The organism is Psychroflexus sediminis (assembly GCF_900099815.1).
Taxonomy (GTDB): Bacteria; Bacteroidota; Bacteroidia; order Flavobacteriales; family Flavobacteriaceae; genus Psychroflexus; species Psychroflexus sediminis.
The window spans coordinates 96,489-118,093 of record NZ_FNCW01000002.1 but is presented as its reverse complement, the minus strand read 5'-3'; the positions used below and the strand labels follow the sequence as shown (position 1 = coordinate 118,093).

Annotated in this window: 20 protein-coding genes; all 20 read right to left on the bottom strand. The window is 32.2% G+C overall.

Annotated features, from left to right (window positions below; genetic code table 11):
- Positions 1–41: 41 nt before the first annotated feature.
- Positions 42–1,286, bottom strand: coding sequence for an O-antigen ligase family protein (locus BLP81_RS02015; RefSeq protein ID WP_093365026.1), 1,245 nt, complete (start codon positions 1,284–1,286; stop codon positions 42–44).
- Positions 1,286–2,521, bottom strand: coding sequence for an O-antigen ligase family protein (locus BLP81_RS02010; RefSeq protein WP_093365024.1), 1,236 nt, complete (start codon positions 2,519–2,521; stop codon positions 1,286–1,288). Before BLP81_RS02010 ends, BLP81_RS02015 begins: the two co-directional genes overlap by 1 nt.
- Positions 2,522–2,551: 30 nt before the next feature.
- On the bottom strand, positions 2,552–3,223 hold the full coding sequence (locus BLP81_RS02005; protein ID WP_093365022.1) for an acyltransferase: 672 nt from the start codon (positions 3,221–3,223) through the stop codon (positions 2,552–2,554).
- A gap of 27 nt (positions 3,224–3,250) precedes the next feature.
- The gene (locus BLP81_RS02000) at positions 3,251–4,048 is read right to left on the bottom strand and encodes a glycosyltransferase (protein WP_093365020.1); all 798 of its coding nucleotides are present in this window, start codon (positions 4,046–4,048) and stop codon (positions 3,251–3,253) included.
- A 52-nt stretch (positions 4,049–4,100) separates the two neighbouring features.
- A complete protein-coding gene (locus tag BLP81_RS01995; RefSeq protein ID WP_143002801.1) occupies positions 4,101–5,621 on the bottom strand; it encodes a hypothetical protein in 1,521 nt (506 codons plus the stop codon).
- A gap of 67 nt (positions 5,622–5,688) precedes the next feature.
- Entirely contained in the window at positions 5,689–6,939 is a 1,251-nt protein-coding gene (locus BLP81_RS01990) for a glycosyltransferase family 4 protein (protein ID WP_218118863.1), read from the bottom strand.
- 128 nt (positions 6,940–7,067) lie between these two features.
- Entirely contained in the window at positions 7,068–8,363 is a 1,296-nt protein-coding gene (locus tag BLP81_RS01985) for an MOP flippase family protein (protein WP_093365014.1), read from the bottom strand.
- Complete coding sequence (locus BLP81_RS01980) at positions 8,353–9,534, bottom strand: TDP-N-acetylfucosamine:lipid II N-acetylfucosaminyltransferase family protein (RefSeq protein WP_093365012.1); 1,182 nt, start codon at positions 9,532–9,534, stop codon at positions 8,353–8,355. The genes BLP81_RS01985 and BLP81_RS01980 overlap by 11 nt, the downstream gene beginning before the upstream one ends.
- The gene (rffA, locus tag BLP81_RS01975) at positions 9,512–10,663 is read right to left on the bottom strand and encodes a dTDP-4-amino-4,6-dideoxygalactose transaminase (RefSeq protein ID WP_093365010.1); all 1,152 of its coding nucleotides are present in this window, start codon (positions 10,661–10,663) and stop codon (positions 9,512–9,514) included. The genes BLP81_RS01980 and rffA overlap by 23 nt, the downstream gene beginning before the upstream one ends.
- Positions 10,660–11,541, bottom strand: coding sequence for a methionyl-tRNA formyltransferase (locus tag BLP81_RS01970; protein WP_093365008.1), 882 nt, complete (start codon positions 11,539–11,541; stop codon positions 10,660–10,662). Before BLP81_RS01970 ends, rffA begins: the two co-directional genes overlap by 4 nt.
- A 2-nt stretch (positions 11,542–11,543) precedes the next feature.
- Positions 11,544–12,410 carry a glucose-1-phosphate thymidylyltransferase RfbA gene (gene rfbA, locus BLP81_RS01965; RefSeq protein WP_093365005.1) on the bottom strand — a complete coding sequence of 289 codons (867 nt, stop codon included), beginning with the start codon at positions 12,408–12,410 and terminating at the stop codon, positions 11,544–11,546.
- A gap of 83 nt (positions 12,411–12,493) precedes the next feature.
- A complete protein-coding gene (locus tag BLP81_RS01960) occupies positions 12,494–13,441 on the bottom strand; it encodes a GDP-L-fucose synthase family protein (RefSeq protein ID WP_093365002.1) in 948 nt (315 codons plus the stop codon).
- Between the two features lie 9 nt (positions 13,442–13,450).
- Positions 13,451–14,563 (bottom strand): GDP-mannose 4,6-dehydratase, encoded by a 1,113-nt coding sequence (gmd, locus tag BLP81_RS01955; protein ID WP_093365000.1) that lies wholly within the window; start codon positions 14,561–14,563, stop codon positions 13,451–13,453.
- Positions 14,564–14,575: 12 nt separating this feature from the next.
- Positions 14,576–14,920 carry a phosphomannose isomerase type II C-terminal cupin domain gene (locus BLP81_RS01950; protein ID WP_093364997.1) on the bottom strand — a complete coding sequence of 115 codons (345 nt, stop codon included), beginning with the start codon at positions 14,918–14,920 and terminating at the stop codon, positions 14,576–14,578.
- Positions 14,921–14,922: 2 nt separating this feature from the next.
- Complete coding sequence (locus tag BLP81_RS01945; protein ID WP_093364994.1) at positions 14,923–15,354, bottom strand: adenylyltransferase/cytidyltransferase family protein; 432 nt, start codon at positions 15,352–15,354, stop codon at positions 14,923–14,925.
- Positions 15,355–15,477: 123 nt separating this feature from the next.
- The gene (locus BLP81_RS01940) at positions 15,478–16,545 is read right to left on the bottom strand and encodes a hypothetical protein (protein WP_093364991.1); all 1,068 of its coding nucleotides are present in this window, start codon (positions 16,543–16,545) and stop codon (positions 15,478–15,480) included.
- Positions 16,546–16,612: 67 nt separating this feature from the next.
- On the bottom strand, positions 16,613–18,514 hold the full coding sequence (locus BLP81_RS01935) for an amidophosphoribosyltransferase (RefSeq protein ID WP_093364988.1): 1,902 nt from the start codon (positions 18,512–18,514) through the stop codon (positions 16,613–16,615).
- 45 nt (positions 18,515–18,559) lie between these two features.
- Positions 18,560–19,483: a PfkB family carbohydrate kinase gene (locus BLP81_RS01930; RefSeq protein WP_093364982.1), complete on the bottom strand. Its 924-nt coding sequence runs from the start codon at positions 19,481–19,483 to the stop codon at positions 18,560–18,562.
- A 93-nt stretch (positions 19,484–19,576) separates the two neighbouring features.
- A complete protein-coding gene (locus tag BLP81_RS01925) occupies positions 19,577–20,599 on the bottom strand; it encodes a hypothetical protein (RefSeq protein WP_093364980.1) in 1,023 nt (340 codons plus the stop codon).
- Between the two features lie 143 nt (positions 20,600–20,742).
- Complete coding sequence (locus BLP81_RS01920) at positions 20,743–21,483, bottom strand: glycosyltransferase family 2 protein (protein ID WP_093364969.1); 741 nt, start codon at positions 21,481–21,483, stop codon at positions 20,743–20,745.
- Between the last annotated feature and the right edge of the window lie 122 nt (positions 21,484–21,605).

Genomic DNA, 21,605 nt, shown 5'->3' with positions numbered 1-21,605 from the left:
TGTATTAAATTATAGGATTCTTAATTAAGATTTGAAATAAATTATCTTCTTTTTTTGTTGAAAGATAGATTTTTTGGTAAAAATAAAATAAATGATATCAAAAAGGAGTAAACAATTACAGGAAGTTGCCTCTCCAAAACGGTTTCGGTAAACATTTGTAGTATAATGAACAACAAAGCCCAAAGGCTGTAGTTGAATTTTTTATTAAAGGCTAATACAATTAGTGAAATTAAATGAGCCATTAAGCCTAAAAGCCCGATAATGCCCACTCCTAGAAAAATACTTATAAACTGATTATGTGTGTCAAATTTTTTAGTTAACAATTCTTCGTAATTATTCTTCTCATAGACTTCATTTAATTCTTTCTGCACATCACCAATACCAGTTCCTATTAGAGGATTAACTTGTTTAGCCAAATCTAAAGAGCTCTTAGTCACTCTGTATCTTTGTTGAGTACTATCATCCTTGGCTCTTTTTTTTCCTTTATAAAAATATTGCAACTCTTCAACTTCGTATTTGATTGAAGGTATCTGGTAAATAGGATAAATGATTAGTAGTGCTAATATTATAAGTATTATACTTATTTTTTTTCTTTTTAGTTTAAAAAAAATAAACCATGCGCCAAAAAGAATTGTAAATAATATAGCGATTTTACTTACTAATAAAAACACGACACTTAAGTATATTATGATGATGATTATAAAAAAAAATGAATTCAGCTTTTTTGTTGTGAATAAATGTACTGTGTTAATTAGGCTAAGCGTTATCAAAAATGAAAAATAAACAGGCTCTATATGAAAATAAGGAATATCATTTACTGCAAATTTGAAAAAAAAACCAGAAGGAAATACAAAAGCTGGATTATTTGACGGCTCTATAAAAGGCAGATAAGTAAAATAAATCACACACAATAACAAAGATGAAATACTAAAAAGCATTTGAAACTTTGTCAGGTTTGATTTTATATGTTGTATTGATTCACTTTTTAATAAAAAAAAACTCAATGGAACTACTAATAGTGACAGTCTTGTACCACTTACTTTTTTGAAGGCGTAGCTAAAATCATCTGAATAGAAAGAAGAAAATAGAAATAAAATAAAAGGAATCGTGGCAATAAAAAGTTTTTTATAATTAAAATTAATTTTCTTCGTTTCAATAAAATTAATAACACTAGAAATAAATAGTAGAATAACAGGTAATCCCAAAATTTCTTCAGGCAACAATGGAAAAGCAGCTATGCCGTATAATGAAAAGATTAAGAGTTTTTTACTGATTTCACTTTTCATTATTTGATTAATTTTGCAGGTTCGTTTTCATTTAACTTTAAAGTTATTTTTGGCAAATTAAACAGGAACATAAATAAAAAGAAAAACATTTCTTCCGGAAAATAGTGGCCCATTCTTAAAAGCTTTAAAAGGAAATAAATTAATATACCTGTACATACAGTCTTTTTTTCAGAATCAAAATCTTTGACAAATACTAAAATTCCCAAAAATAAAAAAACAATTATAGCGAGTAAACCAAATAACCCAAAATCAGAAAGTATTCTAAAAAACATAGAATTTGCATCTTCTCGGTTAAGATTTTTTAATCCAGATGCTTCAAAATATCTAGACACTTTAAGATCTTTAATGTAAACATCATGCTGATAAGCAAAAGATCCAATACCCGTTCCCAAAGGATGATCAATAAAATTGTTAATCGAGATATAGGCACTTTTTAATAAAATAAATGAACTTAAATTAGTATTCTCATCAAAAGATTTAGTTTCAAAGACATTAAGGTTTTCGATGGTCTGATTATATCTTAATTGAAAATTCTCATTGGTTTGTAAGTAAGGTATTAAAAAGAAAAAGGGTAGTATTGTTAATCCTACATATTTTAAAGTACTCTTTCTTATAAACAGAAATAGCAACATAATAAAGATAGCTATAAAGCCAATAGATGATTGTGCTAATATGAAGCCTAGTAACAAAATAAAAGATTGTATAAATTTCTTCTTATTTAAAAAATAATACAATGCTGGCACATTAATGATTATAAACTTTGAAGGCTCTGTCATCAGCCCATCCATCCTGCTAAACTCTTTATCTAAAAGACCAGTTGGATAAAAAATAATTGCTATAACACAAAAAACTATTGCAAGTTTGAGATATAATTTGAACATTTTTTTCATATCACATAACACAAAAACATTATAGAAATATATCGCTACAATTGAAATACCAATCGTTTGTTTAATAAAATAAGACCAGGGAATACCATAATAAGTATTTACAACTATTGCATGTACGATTAGAAAAAAAATTAGACCAAATAAGTATTTATGTAGCCTTATTCCGTAAATACTATATAACAGAACACTATTTACAATTAAAAAAATGTAAAATAATCTTAAATCAATAATAAAAACACCAAAAATGACAAAACCCTGTAAAAATATCATCAATACAGAAGTAAATTCTATATATGAATTTAATGAAAATTTATTTTTAATTTTTATACTTCGATTTAAACCCATATGAAATTTTAGTTTGATGCAGTATAAATTTTAATAAACAAATCCTTCTTCTCTTATAAAGTATTTGGCTTCACTAGAAATTCGAGAGATAGGTTTTGCAGGAACACCACCATATAAGGTATAACCTTCATTAAAGTCCTTATTTAATAATGATTTTGCTCCTAAAACAGAATAAGCAGGCAAATTAGCCCCGCCCAGTAACACACTATTTGTTCCAACAAAGCAATAATCACCTATTTTGATTGGCTTACTATCTTGTTTGCTATCATATATATTGATAGAATGGGTTAAAAATTGAGAATAATATCCAGCTATTGTAACATAATCACCTATTAAAATCTGGTTTGTACAATCAATATGATGATGTTTCGTTATTGCCGAATCATTGCCTATTATTAATTCACTTCTTCTACCTATTTGATGTGTAAAATGTAAGGATTTTTTTTTATTTGTTGGATAACCCGTAATCCAGTTCGAACGGGCAATAGACGATTTTTGGCCTAATATTATTTGCTCTAAATTTATAGCTATGTTGAAATGACCAATACTGCTATATTCGTCCATAATTAATTTTACTGGAAAGATATAAGACAATCCTATTTTAGAAGTAGGATGTAATTCATATTTCCAAATTTTAACGAGTAACCACCTTTTAATCTTCCAAGGAAAAAAGACTACTATAAAAGACAACACTTTCTTCATTTTTTCATTTTTAATTTTTTTACAATTTTACTTTAGAAATATTCTTTTAAGATAAACGGGGATATTATGTATTCTAAAAATAATGCTTTCAAAAACAATGACTGGTAAACTAATTTTTGAAAACATTTTTTCTTTAAGTAATTTATTGTATTCAAAATTTTGAGTTTTTTTGTCAGAAGACAACTGCCCTTCCTGTAATGTATATGCTGCAGCTAATGTATCAATAAAAGAAAATTGAGCACCTGAATCAATAGCTTCTGCCCAAAATTTTGAATCTGCAATTAATTTATAATTTTCATCAAAGCCTCCAATTTCATAAAACAATTCACTTTTTATTAAAGTTGCTTGTTGTGTGAATAATACAATCCTTTTAGATAATAAAGCTTTAAAAGCCTTGTATCTAAAAGACGATGCTTGCTCTCTGATTATTTTATTACTTTCTGATACAAATAAGGTTCTTCCATAAACAGCATCTAATTTTTGATTTTTATCTAAGGCTAAGAACAATAGTTTGAATCCTGATAGCCAGTAATCATCATCGTTTATAAAGGTCACATATTTGTAGTCTTTTGCGTACTTTTTAATCACACTATTCAAGGCTGTATATATTCCTTTTTTTTCTTTAGGTTCCTCAACGACATCTAATAAAGGATATCTAGCTTTTAAAGCTTTTAGTTTACTCTTGGGGCAAGTTAAAACGTGATGAACTCTGTTACCGCCATTTTCCCTTACTGATTTGATTGTTTTAGGCAAGGAATTTCTTGTACCTAAAGTAGCAGTTATAACAAGTGTGTCTGGCTTAATATAATAATCGCTTTTTTCCATTCTTTTCTAAATATTCTATCTTTTGAAAAAAACTAATAAAACTTTGTCAGCTTTACATTTTTTCCAGCTCTTCGCTTAGAGCTTTTCCTATTCTTATTTTAATTTCTTTTTTCCAGTGTGTTCCATCTAAACAGTAATTTATAGCATTATCAAAAGTAAGTCCCACTCCGTTTTTTAAATCTATCCAGTTTGCACCGAACCACTCGGACACTTCCTTTGAATCGTTTCTAATGGATTCAAACCTTGGATTTATTGCTGTCCTTGCATTCAGTGGATTCCAGCCATCTTGCCAAATTCCGTTTCCATCAGCATCTGCTTTTCCTGTCAATTTATGTGGGGATATCGGTGTTGAAGCTAAAATTAATCGAGCTTGAGGATTAATCTCTAAAAATTGCATAATAAATGCTGCAAAAGTTTGTTTATAACCGAAAATATTTTCTTTTTCAACTTCTATTAATGAATTAAATTTAGCTATTTTATTATTTATAGTTGTAGCATCATCTCCATAATAAGGATAATTATTAATTACTTCCTGAATAGCATCTACTGATAATTCTCCTCCTCCATTTGTATCATTTGTGGACAATTGTAAAATATAATAATCAACATTTTTAATTTTCAAAATCGCTTCCTTCAAGTTCTTTTCATAGAACCAAAACATATTCGGTCTATTTTTATTTTGATGCTTGTATTTAATAGAATGTCCTCCTCTAGCCATTGAAATAATATTCAAGCCAGTACGTCTTGCTATTACTTTATGTAATTCCCTATCTTGATGTTGACTATCTCCTATAATTACAGCCAACTTCCCTTTTTTATTACTTTTTAATGTTTCGGACTGACTCTTGTAATAAAAATATGGGTCAATTTGATGATTAATTCCATCAAGAAAAACGGGGTTCAAAATTTCTAGTTCTTTAACTTTCAATCCGCTTTCTTTATAAATAAAAAACCTAATTATGTAAGTATTATCTGGATTGTACCTTATATAGCTATAATCACCATCAACTCTGGCAACCTCAAAGATATAATTATTGTCTTTGTTATTTTGCTGATAAGCCTTTGCTCCTATTGTTTTTAAATCTTGGTTGGAAAAAAATGAAAAAGCACCATTAACTTTTGAGAAAGCTAAACCGTTCCCATTCAACTTATCAACATTTATCCAAAAGCCTAATGAATAATTATTTCTATTATCGTAATAATCAGTTGGAAAATGCATTGCTAGAACCATGCTCCTAGGAGAAATAAGTGTTCCGTAATATTTGGTTGACAAAAATAGGCCAGCATCGCTACTGATGTTAATTCCTTTATTAAACTTACTATGGTTAATTATCTTTTTTTTTACTTGGTCTGAATTGTTATCTATGCCTAATTTTAAAAAACCAGTATTTAACTGAGGTGGATAACTCTCTAAATCCTCATCATAAATAACTCCACCACCATATAGAATATCATTATACAAATTATAATTATTCCCACCAGTATATATGTCTAGAGAATCGACCATATCATTTTTTTGTGAATAGGCAATAAAAGATAATATTATTAGAATATAATTAATATACGTATTCATATTTGATAAACTTATTTTTAAACAGTTCGGTTTTTGGGGAAGCTTACATGGCTTATATAGTTTTCTACTACATATTGATTTCTAAGCATTCTTCATAAAGTTTTAAATATTGAGAAGCAATTATTTTTGAATCAAATGTAGATTTAACCTTTTTTATTGCATTTCTACTTAATTCTTGTTGCTTTTCATCATTTTCTAAAACCCAAGTTATCCCTTCTCTTAGGTCTTCAATCTGGTAAGGTTTTGCTTTATAACCATTTATCTTATGATCAACAATATCCTTTGGACCTGTGCTGTCAAAACAGACCACAGGTGTTCCACAAGCCATAGATTCTCCAATAGTCTTACCAAAAGCATCCATAATACTTGGCGCTACAAAAACATCAGCACAGGAATATAATAAGTTTAAGGAAATTGAATCATTTAAAAAACCAAAGTTTTTATATTCAAATTCAATATTTTTCAATAATGATTCATCTAAATTTCCAAAAAAAACTAAAAAATATTGTTTTTTAGCTAAAGAAGAGATGGCACCCAAATACTTATTGAAACCCTTATAAAAGTCATTAATATTTTGGGCACCAACCAGAATTATTTTCTTATTAGCAGGAAAACCAAGTACTTCCCTAGAATTTTTTTTATCAATTGGGTAAAATTCAGAACAGTTTATATTATTAAAAATTGTTCTAACATCGAAATTTTTAAAGACCGAGCTTTGTATAGCTTGTTGGCTAATCCAATTACTTATACCTACCAATTTCATAGATTTAGGTAATTTCTTTTGTTTACTCAGGTTTATCATACGCGATAAATCATGTTTATTTGCACTACCTAACTGAAAACAAGAACCACATCCTGTTTTATAATTTTCACAGCCTAAGCTATAATGACAACCTCCTGTAAAAGGCCACATATCTCTTAATGTCCAAACTATTGGTTTTTTAATTTTGCCTATTCCTTTAATACTAATAAAGCCTGCATTAATCCAGTGTAAATTAATAACATCTGCCCACTTATACCAATCATGCTTTGTGATATCATGGCCAAAAAAACCGACACTAAAAATCGATCTTTGATCATTTTCATAAAACTTAAGAGGTAATTGATCTAATTGAGATTTCACAGCTTGCCTAATCAATGATTTTTTATCAAATATAATGGAAGTAACATTTTCATCTGAAGGAACTTCCCTTGAATTTATTAACACTCTTGAATCAACACCTATTTCTAAAAGGCCCTGATGTTGCCAATATGCTCCTTTAGCAGCTCCTCCATTTAGACTCCCCGCAACAACATGCAAAACTTTTATTTCTTTCATTGAGGTAATTTTCCTTTGGAATTTGTTCTTACTTTATTTTTTTAAACCCTGTAATATCATCAGAGTATTATTCGCACTATAAAAATAATTGTCTAAATTAAATTTTATTAATCTATTAAAAAATCAATCTACTTTGCCTTTATCATTCGTATTAGGCTGCCCCATTTTGGTATAAAGCTGTTAAAATACTCAGACATTGATGCATTACATAGCTTCTTGACAAGTAGCTTCCATGATGGAATCATTAATATTAAAATTGAAATGACAAGTGATAATGCAACCATTTCAATCGAGAGTTGTGCTCCCATATATATTAAAATAGGCGTTATTATAAGTACTAATAAATTCCAATAGAATTCATAATATGTCTTTCCTGTAGCAATTACTAAACTTCCTACTGGACTTAATACTGAGCGAAGAAACATATAAACAGAAAGTATTTGTACAAGAACGTAAATATCAGTAAAACCTGAACCATAAAGTACGAAAACAATTGGATAAGCTAATATTGCTAATAAACTATAAGCTGAAAAATTTAAAGTTGCTACAATATTTAATAATTTTAGAAATCTAGCTTTTAACTGATTCTTATTGTCTTGACTCAATGATAATACTGGGCTAGCTACTTGCGTTATTATAGGGTTTAATATTTGCATTGGTCTTTGAACTAACTGTTTTGCTAAACTATACCCTCCTAAAATTTCTGCTCCAAAAAATTTACCTACTAATAGAATATCTAAATCTCTATTAACGTAATTCACAATTTGTCCTCCAACTTGATATATACCGATTTTGAGAAAAAACTTTGTTTCTTGATAATTAAAATGAAAAATCATTCCACGATCCTTTATTCCTTTGATAAAATAAACGGTATTTGATATTGCATATTGAGTAAGAGCAGCATAAACTAAAGCTTTCACACCATATCCTTTAATTGCCATTATTAAACCTATTCCTAGACCAAAAACAGCGCCAATGATATCTGTTAGTGCTATGTATTTAAAATTGAGATTTTTTTGTTCAATTGTTTTAAATTGCTTGCCTAAAGCTGATAAAATAATACTAATTGCCATAATGGGTATGAGAACTTTCAATTCTGGCTCATCGTAAAAAAAAGCTATAGCAAAACTCGATAAGCTAATTAAACCAAACAATATCATACTAAATATTATATTTATCCAATATAAACTAGCGTACTCGCGGTTTGTTATATTTTGCTTATGTAGGATTGCTGATGTTAGTCCCATATCCATGAATAAGTTCATAAACCCAAGTACAAAACTAACCAAGGCCATTAAACCAAAGTCTTCTGCTTTTAAAAAACGTGCTAACACGGAAATTTTTAATAAGCTTACAATTGCAACAGTAATAGTCGAAACAGCAGACCATTTTACTCCACTAATCGCTTGTTTCTTAAGACTCATCTCGAAAATGTTGAGCTAAGAATATTTTAAATTCCTTTTGTAAAATTTCTTGTCCTATTTCATCAAGAAGTATTTTTCTATTATGCAACCGCTGTTCTCTATTCAATAAATGACTCAGTTCTTTTTGATTTAAATCATGTTTTATATTAAAAACATTGACATTAATCCTTTTTAAATAATGGTATAAAGTATTACGATCATCCAAAAAAACTTTTGCTCCCATCCATAGCATAGTCATTACATTTCCAACAGCTTGTTGCCTATAATGATTCATTATTACAAAACCACACTGTTCTAAGTAAGAATTGTACTTATGTAAAGGAATAAAATCATTTAGAGCTTCAAATGAATTTTTTAATTTATTTCTGCCTTCTTTAATTATAGTTTTAGCATAATATTCATCCCCATAACTTAAAGGACAAATCACTTTTTTATCAGAAATATTCAAATTTGAAAGAAGATTTAGAACTTCCAAATGATTGTTTGTATAACTAGCAGAATTACCTAGTAGAATATTATTACCTGATACAAAAGCTTCTGCATCATTTAACATTTTCTCTATAGGATAATATGAAAATTTTAGGTGTTCTAACTTTTCATTTTTAATCCTAGATTTAATAAAATTAAATTCTTCCTTATAAAAAATCCCCAAAAAATCTGCGTTTTCAATAGCTTCTTTGATTTCTAACTCTGGAATTTTAGTTTTTTTATTTATTCTGTAATATTTAGCTTTAAACAATGTTTTTAAAGATCTAAATTTCGATAGACTTCTCTTATATAGTAAATTGGTTTCACCACCGAACAAATTATTATTATCATACAAATACTGATTTTGGTAAAATTCTATACCAAATAACATCCAATATCGTATTGACCCTTCAGGCAGCCTATTAAATATAATGCTGCTCTCGTAACCTAATCCATGAAATATGAAATGAGTAAATGTCTTTATTGATTCTAAAAACTCTCTCATGCTCACCAAATCATTTTTTATTAAAATCATATTTTCTCTTAAACTCAAGTATTTAAGCTTATCAGGACTGAGATCATCTACTAAAATATAAAATACATTCTGACCTGGAACAACTTGTTCAAATTGCCAGTAAGCGCTATTTATGAACTTTTCATCTTTAGCAATATGGATGAATTTATTTTTTTTTGTAAAACTCATTTATATGTTTTATAATAAAATCCTGTTCCTGTTCTCCAAGCTCTACGAATAAAGGGAGTCTAACTAGGCAATTGGTATAGCGGTCTGATTCTTTTAAATTGAGACCTTCATGTTTCCCATTAAAAAATTTACTCTCATGTAAAGACAAGTAATGAAATACTGCCAAAATGCCATTACTTTTTAAATAAGCTAAAAGTTTTTTTCTTTCGTCTATCGAAGAACAGACTAAATAATACATATGTGCATTATTAGTAGCATGAGATGGAATAAAAGGAAGTGTAATATCATGTTTAGAATCTAAGACCCCTCTAAAAGCATTATCGTATCTATTCCAAATCGACTTCCTCCTATCTTGTATGAATTCTAAAGATTCTAACTGAGCATAGAGATATGCCGCAATAATATCTGACGGTAAGAAAGAACTACCTACATCCACCCATCCATACTTATCGATTTCACCCCTAAAAAAAGCAGATCGATTAGTGCCTTTTTCTCTAATGATTTCTGCACGTTTTAAAAATTTCTCATCATTAACCACCAGCATGCCACCTTCCCCCGAAATGATATTTTTGGTTTCATGAAATGAAAAAGCTGCTAAATGACCAATGCTTCCCAAAGGTTTTTTTAAACCGTCTTTACCTAAGTAATAACTATCAATAGCTTGGGCAGCATCTTCAATTACAAATAAGTCATAATTTTTAGCCAGTTCCATAATTTTATCCATATCGCATGCCACACCCGCATAATGAACAGGAACAATTGCTTTTGTTTTGGAAGTAATCAATGTCTCTATAGCTTCTTCATCTATTCCAGGATGGTCCTTTTTAGAATCTGCAAAAACTAATTTTGCTCCACGTAATACAAATGCATTAGCAGTACTTACAAATGTATAAGATGGCATAATAACTTCATCCCCTGGTTTAACATCAATTAAAATAGCTGCCATCTCAAGGGCGTCTGTACATGACGTTGTAAGAAGTGCTTTATTATATCCAAATTTATTTTCTAAGAAGTCATGACATTTTTTGGTGTAAATACCATCACCGGAAATTTTTCCAGATTCAATAGAATCAGCAATATATTTCAGTTCATTACCTGACTTATAAGGTTTATTAAACAAAATTTTCATACAAGTCTAGTTCTAAGTTTATTAAATTTATATTCTAAACCATTTTCATCTTTAAATGAAGTTATTTTCAACAAATCTTTACCACAAACTACAAACGGTTTATTTTCTTCGATTTTAAAGATTTTACCACAGTGAATTAGTTCAAAAGTGTAATTCTCAATAACTTCAGCATCAAAAATAATTAGAATATTTTTTTCATTTTTAAGTTTTGTTCTTGCTCCTTCATAAGGATAACCTACCGAATCTATAAATCTTTTGATTGAATCAGCACTTAATGTCCAATCAATGTAATAGTCACTACTATCTCTCCATATGCTATAAGAGGATTCACTGTGATTTTGTTTAAAAGAAGGTAAAACATTTTTAGATAATAATTTTCTAAATAAATCTTCTATTAATTCTCCATAAATATCAGCTATCAGATCAATAGCCTTAGATATTTTAATAGGGTAATCAATTTTTACTTTTTTTTGAAAAATTATATCCCCTTCATCCATTCCTTTTGAGGCAAAAATCATTGTAGCACCGATGTAATCTTCTTTATTGATTAGCATATTTACAAGTGGAGAAAAACCTCTATATTTTGGCAACAATGAATCGTGTATTACAAAAAGTTTTGAACTATTAAGATTTATCAACCATCTCCAACCTATAGCTATTGAATAATCACTTTCGACTTTAATATTTTCTGTACGATCATAAACACGAATAGAGTGCTCTTTAGCTAATTTTTCAATTTCGTTATAATAATCTTCTTTATTGCCTTTATCTTTAGCAATAATTACTTGATCAAGTATTGATTTATATACTTTATGTTCGACTATTTTGGATAGTGATATAAAGCCTTTTTTATTTAGCAGATAAAGAGTTACACCCATAGTTATAAATTTGAAATGTACTTACCATATGAGCTTTTCTCAAACTTCTTAGCATTTTTCATCAAGTCAACTTTGTCAATAAATCCCATTTTAAAACCAACCTCCTCCAAACAAGCTATTTTTAACCCAGTCCTTTTTTCAACAGCCTTCACAAATTCGGTAGCTTCTGTTAAAGCTTCATGAGTTCCTGTATCAAGCCAGGCAAAGCCTCGGCTTAAAATTTGCATTTTTAAATCACCTTTATCAAGATAGTCCTGGTTAACTGAGGTGATTTCTAACTCGCCACGATGAGACGGCTTTACTCCTTTAGCAACCTTAATCACAGAATTGGGATAAAAGTACAAACCAACCACGGCATAATTGGATTTAGGTTGAGCCGGTTTTTCTTCTATACTGATTACATTTTTATTGGCATCAAATTCTGCTACGCCATAACGCTCTGGATCATTAACATAATTACCAAATACCACTGCTTTATTTTCTTCTTTTACAGTTTTAACTGCATTGGATAATAAATTTTGAAGACCGGCTCCATAAAAAATATTATCTCCCAAAACTAAGCACACATCATCAGTTCCAATAAATTCTTCTCCTAAAATAAAGGCCTGTGCTAGTCCGTCTGGAGAAGGTTGTTCTTTATAGGATAATTCAATCCCAAAACGAGACCCGTCACTTAGAAGCTTCTTAAAATTAGGCAAGTCATCTGGCGTGGATATTATCAGTATTTCTTTGATTCCTGCTAACATTAATACCGATAGCGGATAATAAATCATCGGCTTATCATAGATAGGTAATAATTGTTTAGATACCGCTAATGTCAAAGGGTGCAGCCTTGTCCCTGAACCTCCTGCTAGAATTATTCCTTTCATAATTTATCGATTTTATCCTAGTTTAGAAATTAAATGATTTGATGAAGTTAAAATATATGCACTTTTTTAATTCACAATTTCATTTACTTAACTATTACTTCCCTATATTCATTATCCAAAAACCACTGGTAGGTTTTTTCGATTCCTCCTTTTAGTTCAATTTTTGCTTTCCAGCCTTGTTCGTTCATTTTGGAAACATCCATTAATTTTCTTGGAGTTCCATCTGGTTTGGAACTGTCCCATTTTATTTCACCTTTATGTCCGACAATTTCCTGTATGGTTTCAGCAAGTTTTTTAATAGTGAGGTCTTCGCCTGTACCAACATTGTATAAATGATCCTCAAGTTTATTTTCTAGAGCAAAGGATACCGCTTCAGCTAAATCATCAACGTGAAGGAATTCTCTCATAGGAGTTCCTGAGCCCCATAATTTGACATTAGAATTAGTATTCTCCTTTGCTTCATGAAACTTTCGGATCATCGCTGGAAGTACATGCGAAGTCTTCAAATCAAAGTTGTCGTTCGGACCATACAGATTGGTTGGCATAAGACTTACAAAGTCTTTCCCGTATTGTTTTCTTATGGCTTCACAAGCTTTTACGCCAGCTATTTTTGCAATGGCATACCATTCATTGGTCGGTTCCAATGTATCGGTCAATAAATACTCTTCCTTTAAAGGCTGTGGGGCGTGTTTTGGATAAATACAAGAGCTTCCTAAAAAGATAAATTTTTGAACTTTATTTTGATGAGCAGCATCTATCAGGTTATTTTGGATTTGAAGATTCTCCATTAAAAAGTGGTAAGGATAGTCATTATTGGCTAAAATACCACCTACACGCGCAGCAGCATCGATAACGACTTCAGGCTTTTCTGTTCTAAAAAAAAGTTCAACCTCTGCTTGGTTACGTAAATCCAATTCTTTAGAAGTTTTACCTATCAAATTGGTATACCCTTTTGCTTTTAGATTTCTCCAAATTGCTGAGCCCACCATGCCTCGATGACCTGCGACGTATATTTTTGTATTTTTATCCATAATAACTTATTATTCGAAATAATTCAAAGTCTTATAACCACCTTTTTTTAAATATTGATCTTTTCGCATCAATTTGATGTCACTTTCCATCATTTCGCTAACTAAATCGGATAATTCATACTGACATTCCCAGCCCAATTTTTCTTTTGCCTTGGAGGCATCTCCAATAAGCAATTCAACTTCTGTGGGCCTGAAATATCTTGGATCTACTTTTAAAACTTCCTGTCCTTTTTCTATCTGGTAGTCTGGATCCTTGCATTGTTTGACAATAGCAGATTCATTCTCTCCTTCCCCTTTAAATTCTAATTCAATACCAACTCTGTCGAAACTCATTTTGACGAAATCACGGACAGTTGTTGTTTTACCTGTTGCGATTACCCAGTCTTCTGCTTCTTCTGCCTGCAGAATCATCCACATCATTCTCACATAGTCTTTAGCATGTCCCCAGTCACGTTGTGCATCCAGGTTTCCCAGGTAAAATTTATCCTGAAGCCCTAAAGCAATTCTTGCCACGGCACGGGTAATTTTACGAGTCACGAAAGTCTCTCCACGTATCGGTGATTCATGGTTGAATAAAATTCCATTACAGGCAAACATATCGTAGGCCTCTCTATAGTTAACTGTAATCCAAAACGCATACATTTTGGCAACAGCATAAGGAGATCGTGGATAGAAAGGCGTTTTTTCAGTCTGTGGCACCTCCTGCACTTTACCGTAAAGTTCCGAAGTAGAGGCCTGATAAATTCGTGTTTTTTTCTCAAGCCCAAGAAGTCTTACGGCATCTAATATTCTTAGGGTCCCTATCCCATCCGCATTACCAGTATACTCGGGTATTTCAAAAGACACCGCCACATGACTCATTGCTGCCAGATTATAAATCTCATCAGGCTGAATTTCTTTAATCAGACGAATAAGGTTTGTACTATCCGTCATGTCCCCATAATGCAAATAAAAATTTTGATTTTCTACATGCGGGTCTTGATATAAATGATCTATTCGATCAGTATTAAACAGTGAGGAACGACGTTTGATGCCGTGCACTTCATATCCTTTTTTCAGAAGAAATTCAGAAAGGTAAGCTCCATCTTGACCCGTCACTCCAGTGATTAATGCTATTTTCATTCTGTATTTGTATTAATTTCTATTATAGTCGTCTTCTATCCTTACAATATCATCTTCCCCAAAATAAGTGCCCAGCTGAACTTCGATAAATACGCAATCTTCGTTTTCAGAAGGATTTTCAATTCTATGCTTCATTCCCTGAGAAATTTGAATCACTTCTCCAGGTTGATAATCTTTCACCTGCCCATCTAAAGTGATTCGACCAACACCACTCACTATGGTCCAGACTTCAGAACGTTTATGATGGTACTGGTAAGAGAGTCTACCTTTTGGTTTAACTTTAATACGTTTAACTTTATGGGTGTCTTTATCTTCTAACACAAAATACTCTCCCCATGGTCGAATGTCATGTTCCATAATTATTTATTTTTTAAAAGCCAGCTGCTGGATTGAATTTTATCTCCTAAACCATCAGCTAAATTCACACCCAGTTGGTTGCAAATTTCCGCTTCCGGTATGCTTTGGTTATTTTGGTCTCCTCCATTAGCAAACGTGAAATTATATATTTCACCATACTCATTAACCAAGTACTCAATTGTTTTACATACGGTACGATCCTCATCTTCGGATAAGATAGCCTTATGTACTGGCTTTATGTTTTGCACAATAATAAGTCGTTCCTCTTCATCCTGAAAAGACTTACTGCCTTTTAATTGCCTTTGATGGTCATTATTAACAATAACAAAAAGAACATCTGCCAAAGCTTTGGCTTCATGAAAGTACTCAATATGTCCTTTATGTATAGGATTGAAGTATCCGGAAACTATGATAGCATTTTGTTTTTCCTGCATTATTAACTGAATTAATCAAAATAAGAATACCTATTTTTTTACGTTATTCTCAAAATAATTTTTCACACAAGTTATTCTCTAATAAAAAATCAATTTTAGGATTTAGCTTTTTAAAAGCCGTATTTATCCTTCACTAGGTTCCTGAGCTCTTAGATACTTAGCTAAGCCTAACAAGATAAAAACAAGTAGTGTTAATGAAAATAAAGCCAAAGGAACTTTAATAATATATTTATCTGTCCACTCCCTTGTGTCATAACCAGAGGACGGAAAGCCAGCAACTACGTTGAGCACATCTCTTTCAGCGACCATTTTCTGAAAGACTTCTCTTTTTTGCTCTTCGAGTCTAAGCTGTTCTTTTAATAATTCTGCCTCATTAACCGAGGATTCGTCAGACTCAGCATCACCTATATAGAAGTTAGTTCCACCGCTTTCCTGTTTTTGAGATTGAGCAATTTTAATCTTTAAATATTCCTCTATTAAAAAGTCAGCCTTATTTACCTGATTTTCTAAAGTCTCTTTATGTCTTACTAAATTTTCTGCATTGACCTCAGACAATTCATCCAGATACTCATTGCTGGCAATTTCCTTCACAAAATTCTTTTCAATCCTTTTGTATATGAATTTATCGGTAGATGCTACCCCTATCTGATGAACAGGAAGGGCATGATCACTGAGCGATTCTCTATAAGCTTCAAAGGTCTCCTGGGTTTGTGACACCGAATCTAAGTTTTGATAATACTCAGAATACATTTCCGCTATCACATTGATATCAGTATTTGGTTTAATATAGAAGCCTTTTAAATGAGAAGCTTCATCAGGCGCTATTTTAAGTATTCTGCCAAGCTCTATGGTGTCTTTATCACCCGCTAACTGGTTCAACTGCTTCATGTTTTCATACACCTGTCTGCCAGAATCAAAATTTGTTTCGATAAACATATTGGCGCCATAAGACTTTTCAGCTGTAGAATTTAATATAAACCCAATTATAAGTCCTATCACAACTGCACCCACATACCAAAAAATGCGTTTATAAAAATGCAGCAGGATTAAAATTAAGCCCTGAAAAAGGCCTTTAAAAATATTAGCTATACCCTGGAATAGACTTTTGAATGCATTACCTATTAACTTGAAAACTTGACCTAAGTCAACTTCATCGTTTTGGTTCTGATTTGGGGAGGATTGGTCACTCATAACAGTTGATCATAAAATTTGCACAAATATATTTAAAAAGAAGACTTGAGAAAGCTAAAGCTTACTTTTAATACGCCCTGTCATTTTTGCCTTCGTAAAAGTTTACAAACGCCTTATTGACGACTTTATTGCCTCCGCGAGTGGGATAATCGCCTGTAAAGTACCAGTCTCCTAAATTTTTAGGGCAGGCTTCGTGGAGTTTGTCCACCGTCTGGTAAATGACCTTAATTTCTGAAGTGATGCTCTCATCGCTTAAAAGTTCAGAAATCCGTTCGGATACTTCTTCATAGGCAAAGGGAGCATACACAGCTTTGACATGGTTTTCTTCGGCCTGAGAAGCAAACTCAGACTGATCCTTGCACTTTTTATAGATCGCATCCATGGCTTCCTGATAAATGCCACGTTCCTTCAACAGGGACACCGCTGCCTGAAACGCGACAAAATCTTCCAGCTTTGCCATATCAATTCCGTAACAGTCGGGATAACGAATCTGTGGTGCTGAAGAGACTATGATGATTTTCTTTGGCGATAAGCGGTCCAGCATTTTCAGAATACTTTTCTTGAGGGTGGTTCCCCGCACAATACTGTCGTCTATCACCACCAAATTATCGGTGGGTTTCACCACTCCATAGGTCACATCATACACGTGAGCTACCAAATCATCTCTGCTGCTGTCTTCCGTAATAAAGGTGCGAAGTTTTACATCTTTGACGGCAATCTTTTCGGTTCGCAGTCTTAAATTCAAAATGTCCTTGAGCCGCTCGTCTGTCAGGCTGTCTTTTTCTTTTAAAATCGCCTCATTTTTCTGCCGGTTCAATTCATCCTGAGCGGCTTCTACCATCCCATAAAATGAAGTTTCAGCGGTATTGGGAATGTAGGAGAACACGGAGTTCATCGTGTCATAATCGATGGCTTTCAGCACATCTGGCATCAGTAATCGGCCAAGGTTTTTCCGTTCTTTATAAATTTCGGCATCGCTGCCTCTGGAAAAATAAATACGCTCAAAGGAACAGGCTTTGCGCTCTCTGGGATTTAAAATGGTTTTGAAATGCACCGAACCATCCTTTTTTGTGATAATGGCTTCCCCAGGCATCAGTTCATGTACATCTTCAAAAGCCACGTTAAATGCGGTCTGAATCACCGGCCGTTCCGAAGCCACCACAACCACCTCATCATCTTTGTAATAATAAGCCGGTCTTATCCCGTTGGGATCCCTGAGCACGAAAGAATCCCCATGACCCAGCATGCCGGCAATGACGTATCCGCCATCCCAGTCCTTGGAGGATTTTCTAAGAATCTTATGAATCTTAAGCTGCTCAACGATATGCGGTGAGGCTTCTTTTTTATTAAAGCCTTTTTCTTTCAATTTTTTGTAAAGCTTCCCGACTTCAGAATCCAGGAAATGCCCAATTTTCTCCATTACTGTTACCGTATCGGCCTTCTCCTTGGGATGCTGACCCAGCTCCACCAGGTTTTGAAACAACTCGTTGACATTGGTCATATTGAAGTTTCCGGCAACAATAAGATTCCGGTGCATCCAGTTGTTTTGTCTTAAAAAGGGATGAACACTTTCAATACTGTTTTTACCATAAGTCCCGTAACGCACGTGGCCCAGATAAACTTCACCCAGATAGGGAAGATTTGCTTTCTGAGTGTCTATATCTTCAAGGATTTCCGGGTTTAATTCTAACTGCGTATTGATTCTTTCGTTGATCTGAGCAAAAATATCCTGAATGGGCTGAGCCGCGTTTGATCGTACACGACTGATGTATCTGTTGCCTGGATCTACATCCAGCTTCACACTTGCGAATCCAGCTCCATCCTGACCCCTGTTATGCTGTTTTTCCAACATCAGGTACATCTTGTTGATGCCGTAAAACGCACTGCCGTATTTTTCTTTATAAAAAGAAAGCGGTTTTAAAAGTCTAAGAGTGGCGATTCCGCACTCATGTTTTATTAGATCACTCATTTTTGTATTCTATAAAAATGCCCTGAACAATCAGGGCACTAAGTATTAAGCTAATTTAATCTCAAATTGGGTTAGGGCCTTAAAGCTTTCCAGGCGCCTGTCTACGGCGTCTTTATCCAGGTGTAACATTTTTTCAGCTCCGAACTTTTCAACGCAAAAGGAGGCTAAATTCGAGCCATAAATGACTGCATTCTTCATGTTTTCAAAAGAAATATCATCTGAATTGGCTAGATAACCAACAAATCCCCCTGCGAAGGTGTCACCGGCTCCCGTAGGATCAAAGACTTCTTCCAGAGGAAGGGCCGGGGCAAAAAACATTTCTTCGTTATGAAACAGCAAAGCACCGTGCTCCCCTTTTTTGATGACCACATAATCCGGTCCCATGTCTCTTATTTTTCTGGCTGCTTTTACCAGAGAGTATTCGCCGGAAAGTTGACGCGCCTCCTCATCGTTGATGGTAATCACATCCACTTTTGAAATGACTTGTTTCAGTAACTCAAGTTCAGAGTCCATCCAAAAATTCATCGTATCCAGGACGATTAACCTGGGATTATTCACCTGCTCCATCACACTAAGCTGTACGGCCGGATGCAGATTCCCCAGCATGACTATATCAGAATCCTTGAAATGATCCGGAACAACAGGCTGGAAATCTGCCAGCACATTCAGTTGTGTATCCAGGGTATCTCTGGAGTTCATATCGTTATGATAACGACCGCTCCAGAAAAAGGTCTTACCGCCTTTTACAATTTCTAAACCCTCCAGATTTACGTTTCTATCGGTGAGCAAATCGAGATAGTCCTGTGGAAAATCATCTCCAATTACAGAAACAATACCGGATTCTATGTCGAACTGAGAAGCGCTTAAAGCAATATAAGTTCCGGCACCACCAAGGATTTTGTCCGTTTTTCCAAATGGCGTTTCGATGGCATCAAAAGCTACGGTCCCAACTATCAATAATTTACTCATAACTATTTAATTTTTTTTTGCAAATATAGGGCATTGAAATCAGTTTAGAGCTTTTGAATTAACGAAGCTTTTAATCTTATTTACCAACATCATTTAGCCTGTAAAATTGTATTTAGTTTGCGTTTTACTTTTCTCTGGACTTATTAAAATTGTATATAACAAAAATGGTACACAAAAAATAAAATATGAAATATCTATGACACTTCCTTCGTAAGCCTCTACAAAACCAGAATTTATTATCAAATACACACTATAAATGAAAATTGAGATAAATAAATTAATGCCTATATAAAAAATTGAATCCTGAAATGATTTTGCAATTAAAGAAGATAAAAACGCTATTATTAAAAACATAATAGTGTATTCAAAGGGTATTAAGAACGAAGATTGAACAATAAAAGGGTTCATTACAAAAAAATCATCAAAATGATTATAAACAAAAGGCAAGAACGTCAATGAAAAAAAGAGTATCGAAAAAATCGTTAATAGCACTAATTTCAAAAAACTTATTTTTTTTGAAAGTAATAGATACATGAAATATATGATATAAGCTATTGCAAATACATTTCTAGTTGACAAAAGAAGCCCTACGATTAATGAAGATATTATAATCTTAAAATAATTGAACTTTTTAAAATTCTCAAAAAAAACAATTGAAAGTAAAATTAAAGTAGAGTTTAATAAAACATTACTTCTACTTACAACTTCCCAAAGATAAAAGGCCGATAAGCAAATGAAAATTAAGCATATAAATATTTTATAAGGATTTATTTTTTGGTAAAGACATAAAATATAAAAAGCGAAAAGTCCTGTTAATGACATAAAACCTAATTCACCTAAAAGATAAAAAGGGAAGGCTATAATGAAATAAAAAGGCATTGGTCCTGGTGGATTACCAACATTTGAAGTGCTTAAATAAACGTATTCTCCTCTAAAAAAAGCATCCCAAAAGTTAGTTATAACACTCCAGCGGTCAACGTTAAGGGATTCAACTTGAATTTTTGAAAAAACATAAATACAAATGAGAGAAAAACATATTAAAATTAAAATATTTATGTTTTTGATTTGACTCTCCTTGAAATTTTGTAAAAATCTTTGAGGGAAATATAATATCAAGAAGTAGATGGATGATAGTACCACTGAAAGAAGTAAAGGGAAATCAACAATTCGTTCTAAATATTTATATGAAAAAATAAAATTTACAACTAATAAAATGAATAGGGAAATTGACCTTTTAATAAAGAAGCTTCGAATAAGCATTATTTAAAAATTGAATGTTTGTAAAGTTTTATTTGCATGAAAAAATAAAGAAAAGAAACTTTAAGAACCCCAAAACCGTATTTAATACTTCTCTTTAAATTTATAGATGATGCTTCTTCAAAGTATTTGGTTGGGCAAGTGACTTCTGCAATTTCAAACCCCTTTGCAAATATTTGTGCCAGAATTTGGTTGTCAAAAATAAAGTCATTGGAATTTTCTTCGTAATTAATAGAATGTAAAACTTTTGCAGAATACGCTCTATAGCCTGAATGGTACTCTGAAAGTTTTTGATTCATCAAAACGTTTTGAAACATGGTCAAAAATCGATTAGCTATATATTTATAGACAGGCATACCTCCTTTGATTGCTCCTTTTCCTAAAATTCTTGACGCAATAACTACAGGGTAAACATCATTTACAATAATGCTGGATATAGATTCAATTAATTTAGGTGTATATTGATAGTCAGGATGAAGCATTATAATGATATCTGCTTTTAGTTCTAAAGCTTTATTGTAACAACTTTTTTGGTTACCTCCGTAACCAAGATTATTTTGATGTTGTACAATATGCTTTATGCCAAGTTTTTTGGCAATCTTAATAGTATCATCTTGACTAAAATCGTCCACTAAAATCACCTCATCTACTATTGAAAAAGGTATCTCTGAATATGTCTGCTTAAGTGTTTTTGATGCATTATAGGCTGGTAAAACTACAGCTATTTTATGGTTCTTGAACATATGACAGTTTTAAAATTTTAAGCTAAAATAAGTGAAGATTCTAAAACATCTCTAAGTATGTCGTTAGCTGGCTCCATTTTCTATTAAATCCAGCTTACAGTTTTTCATCTAGCTCTGGAATA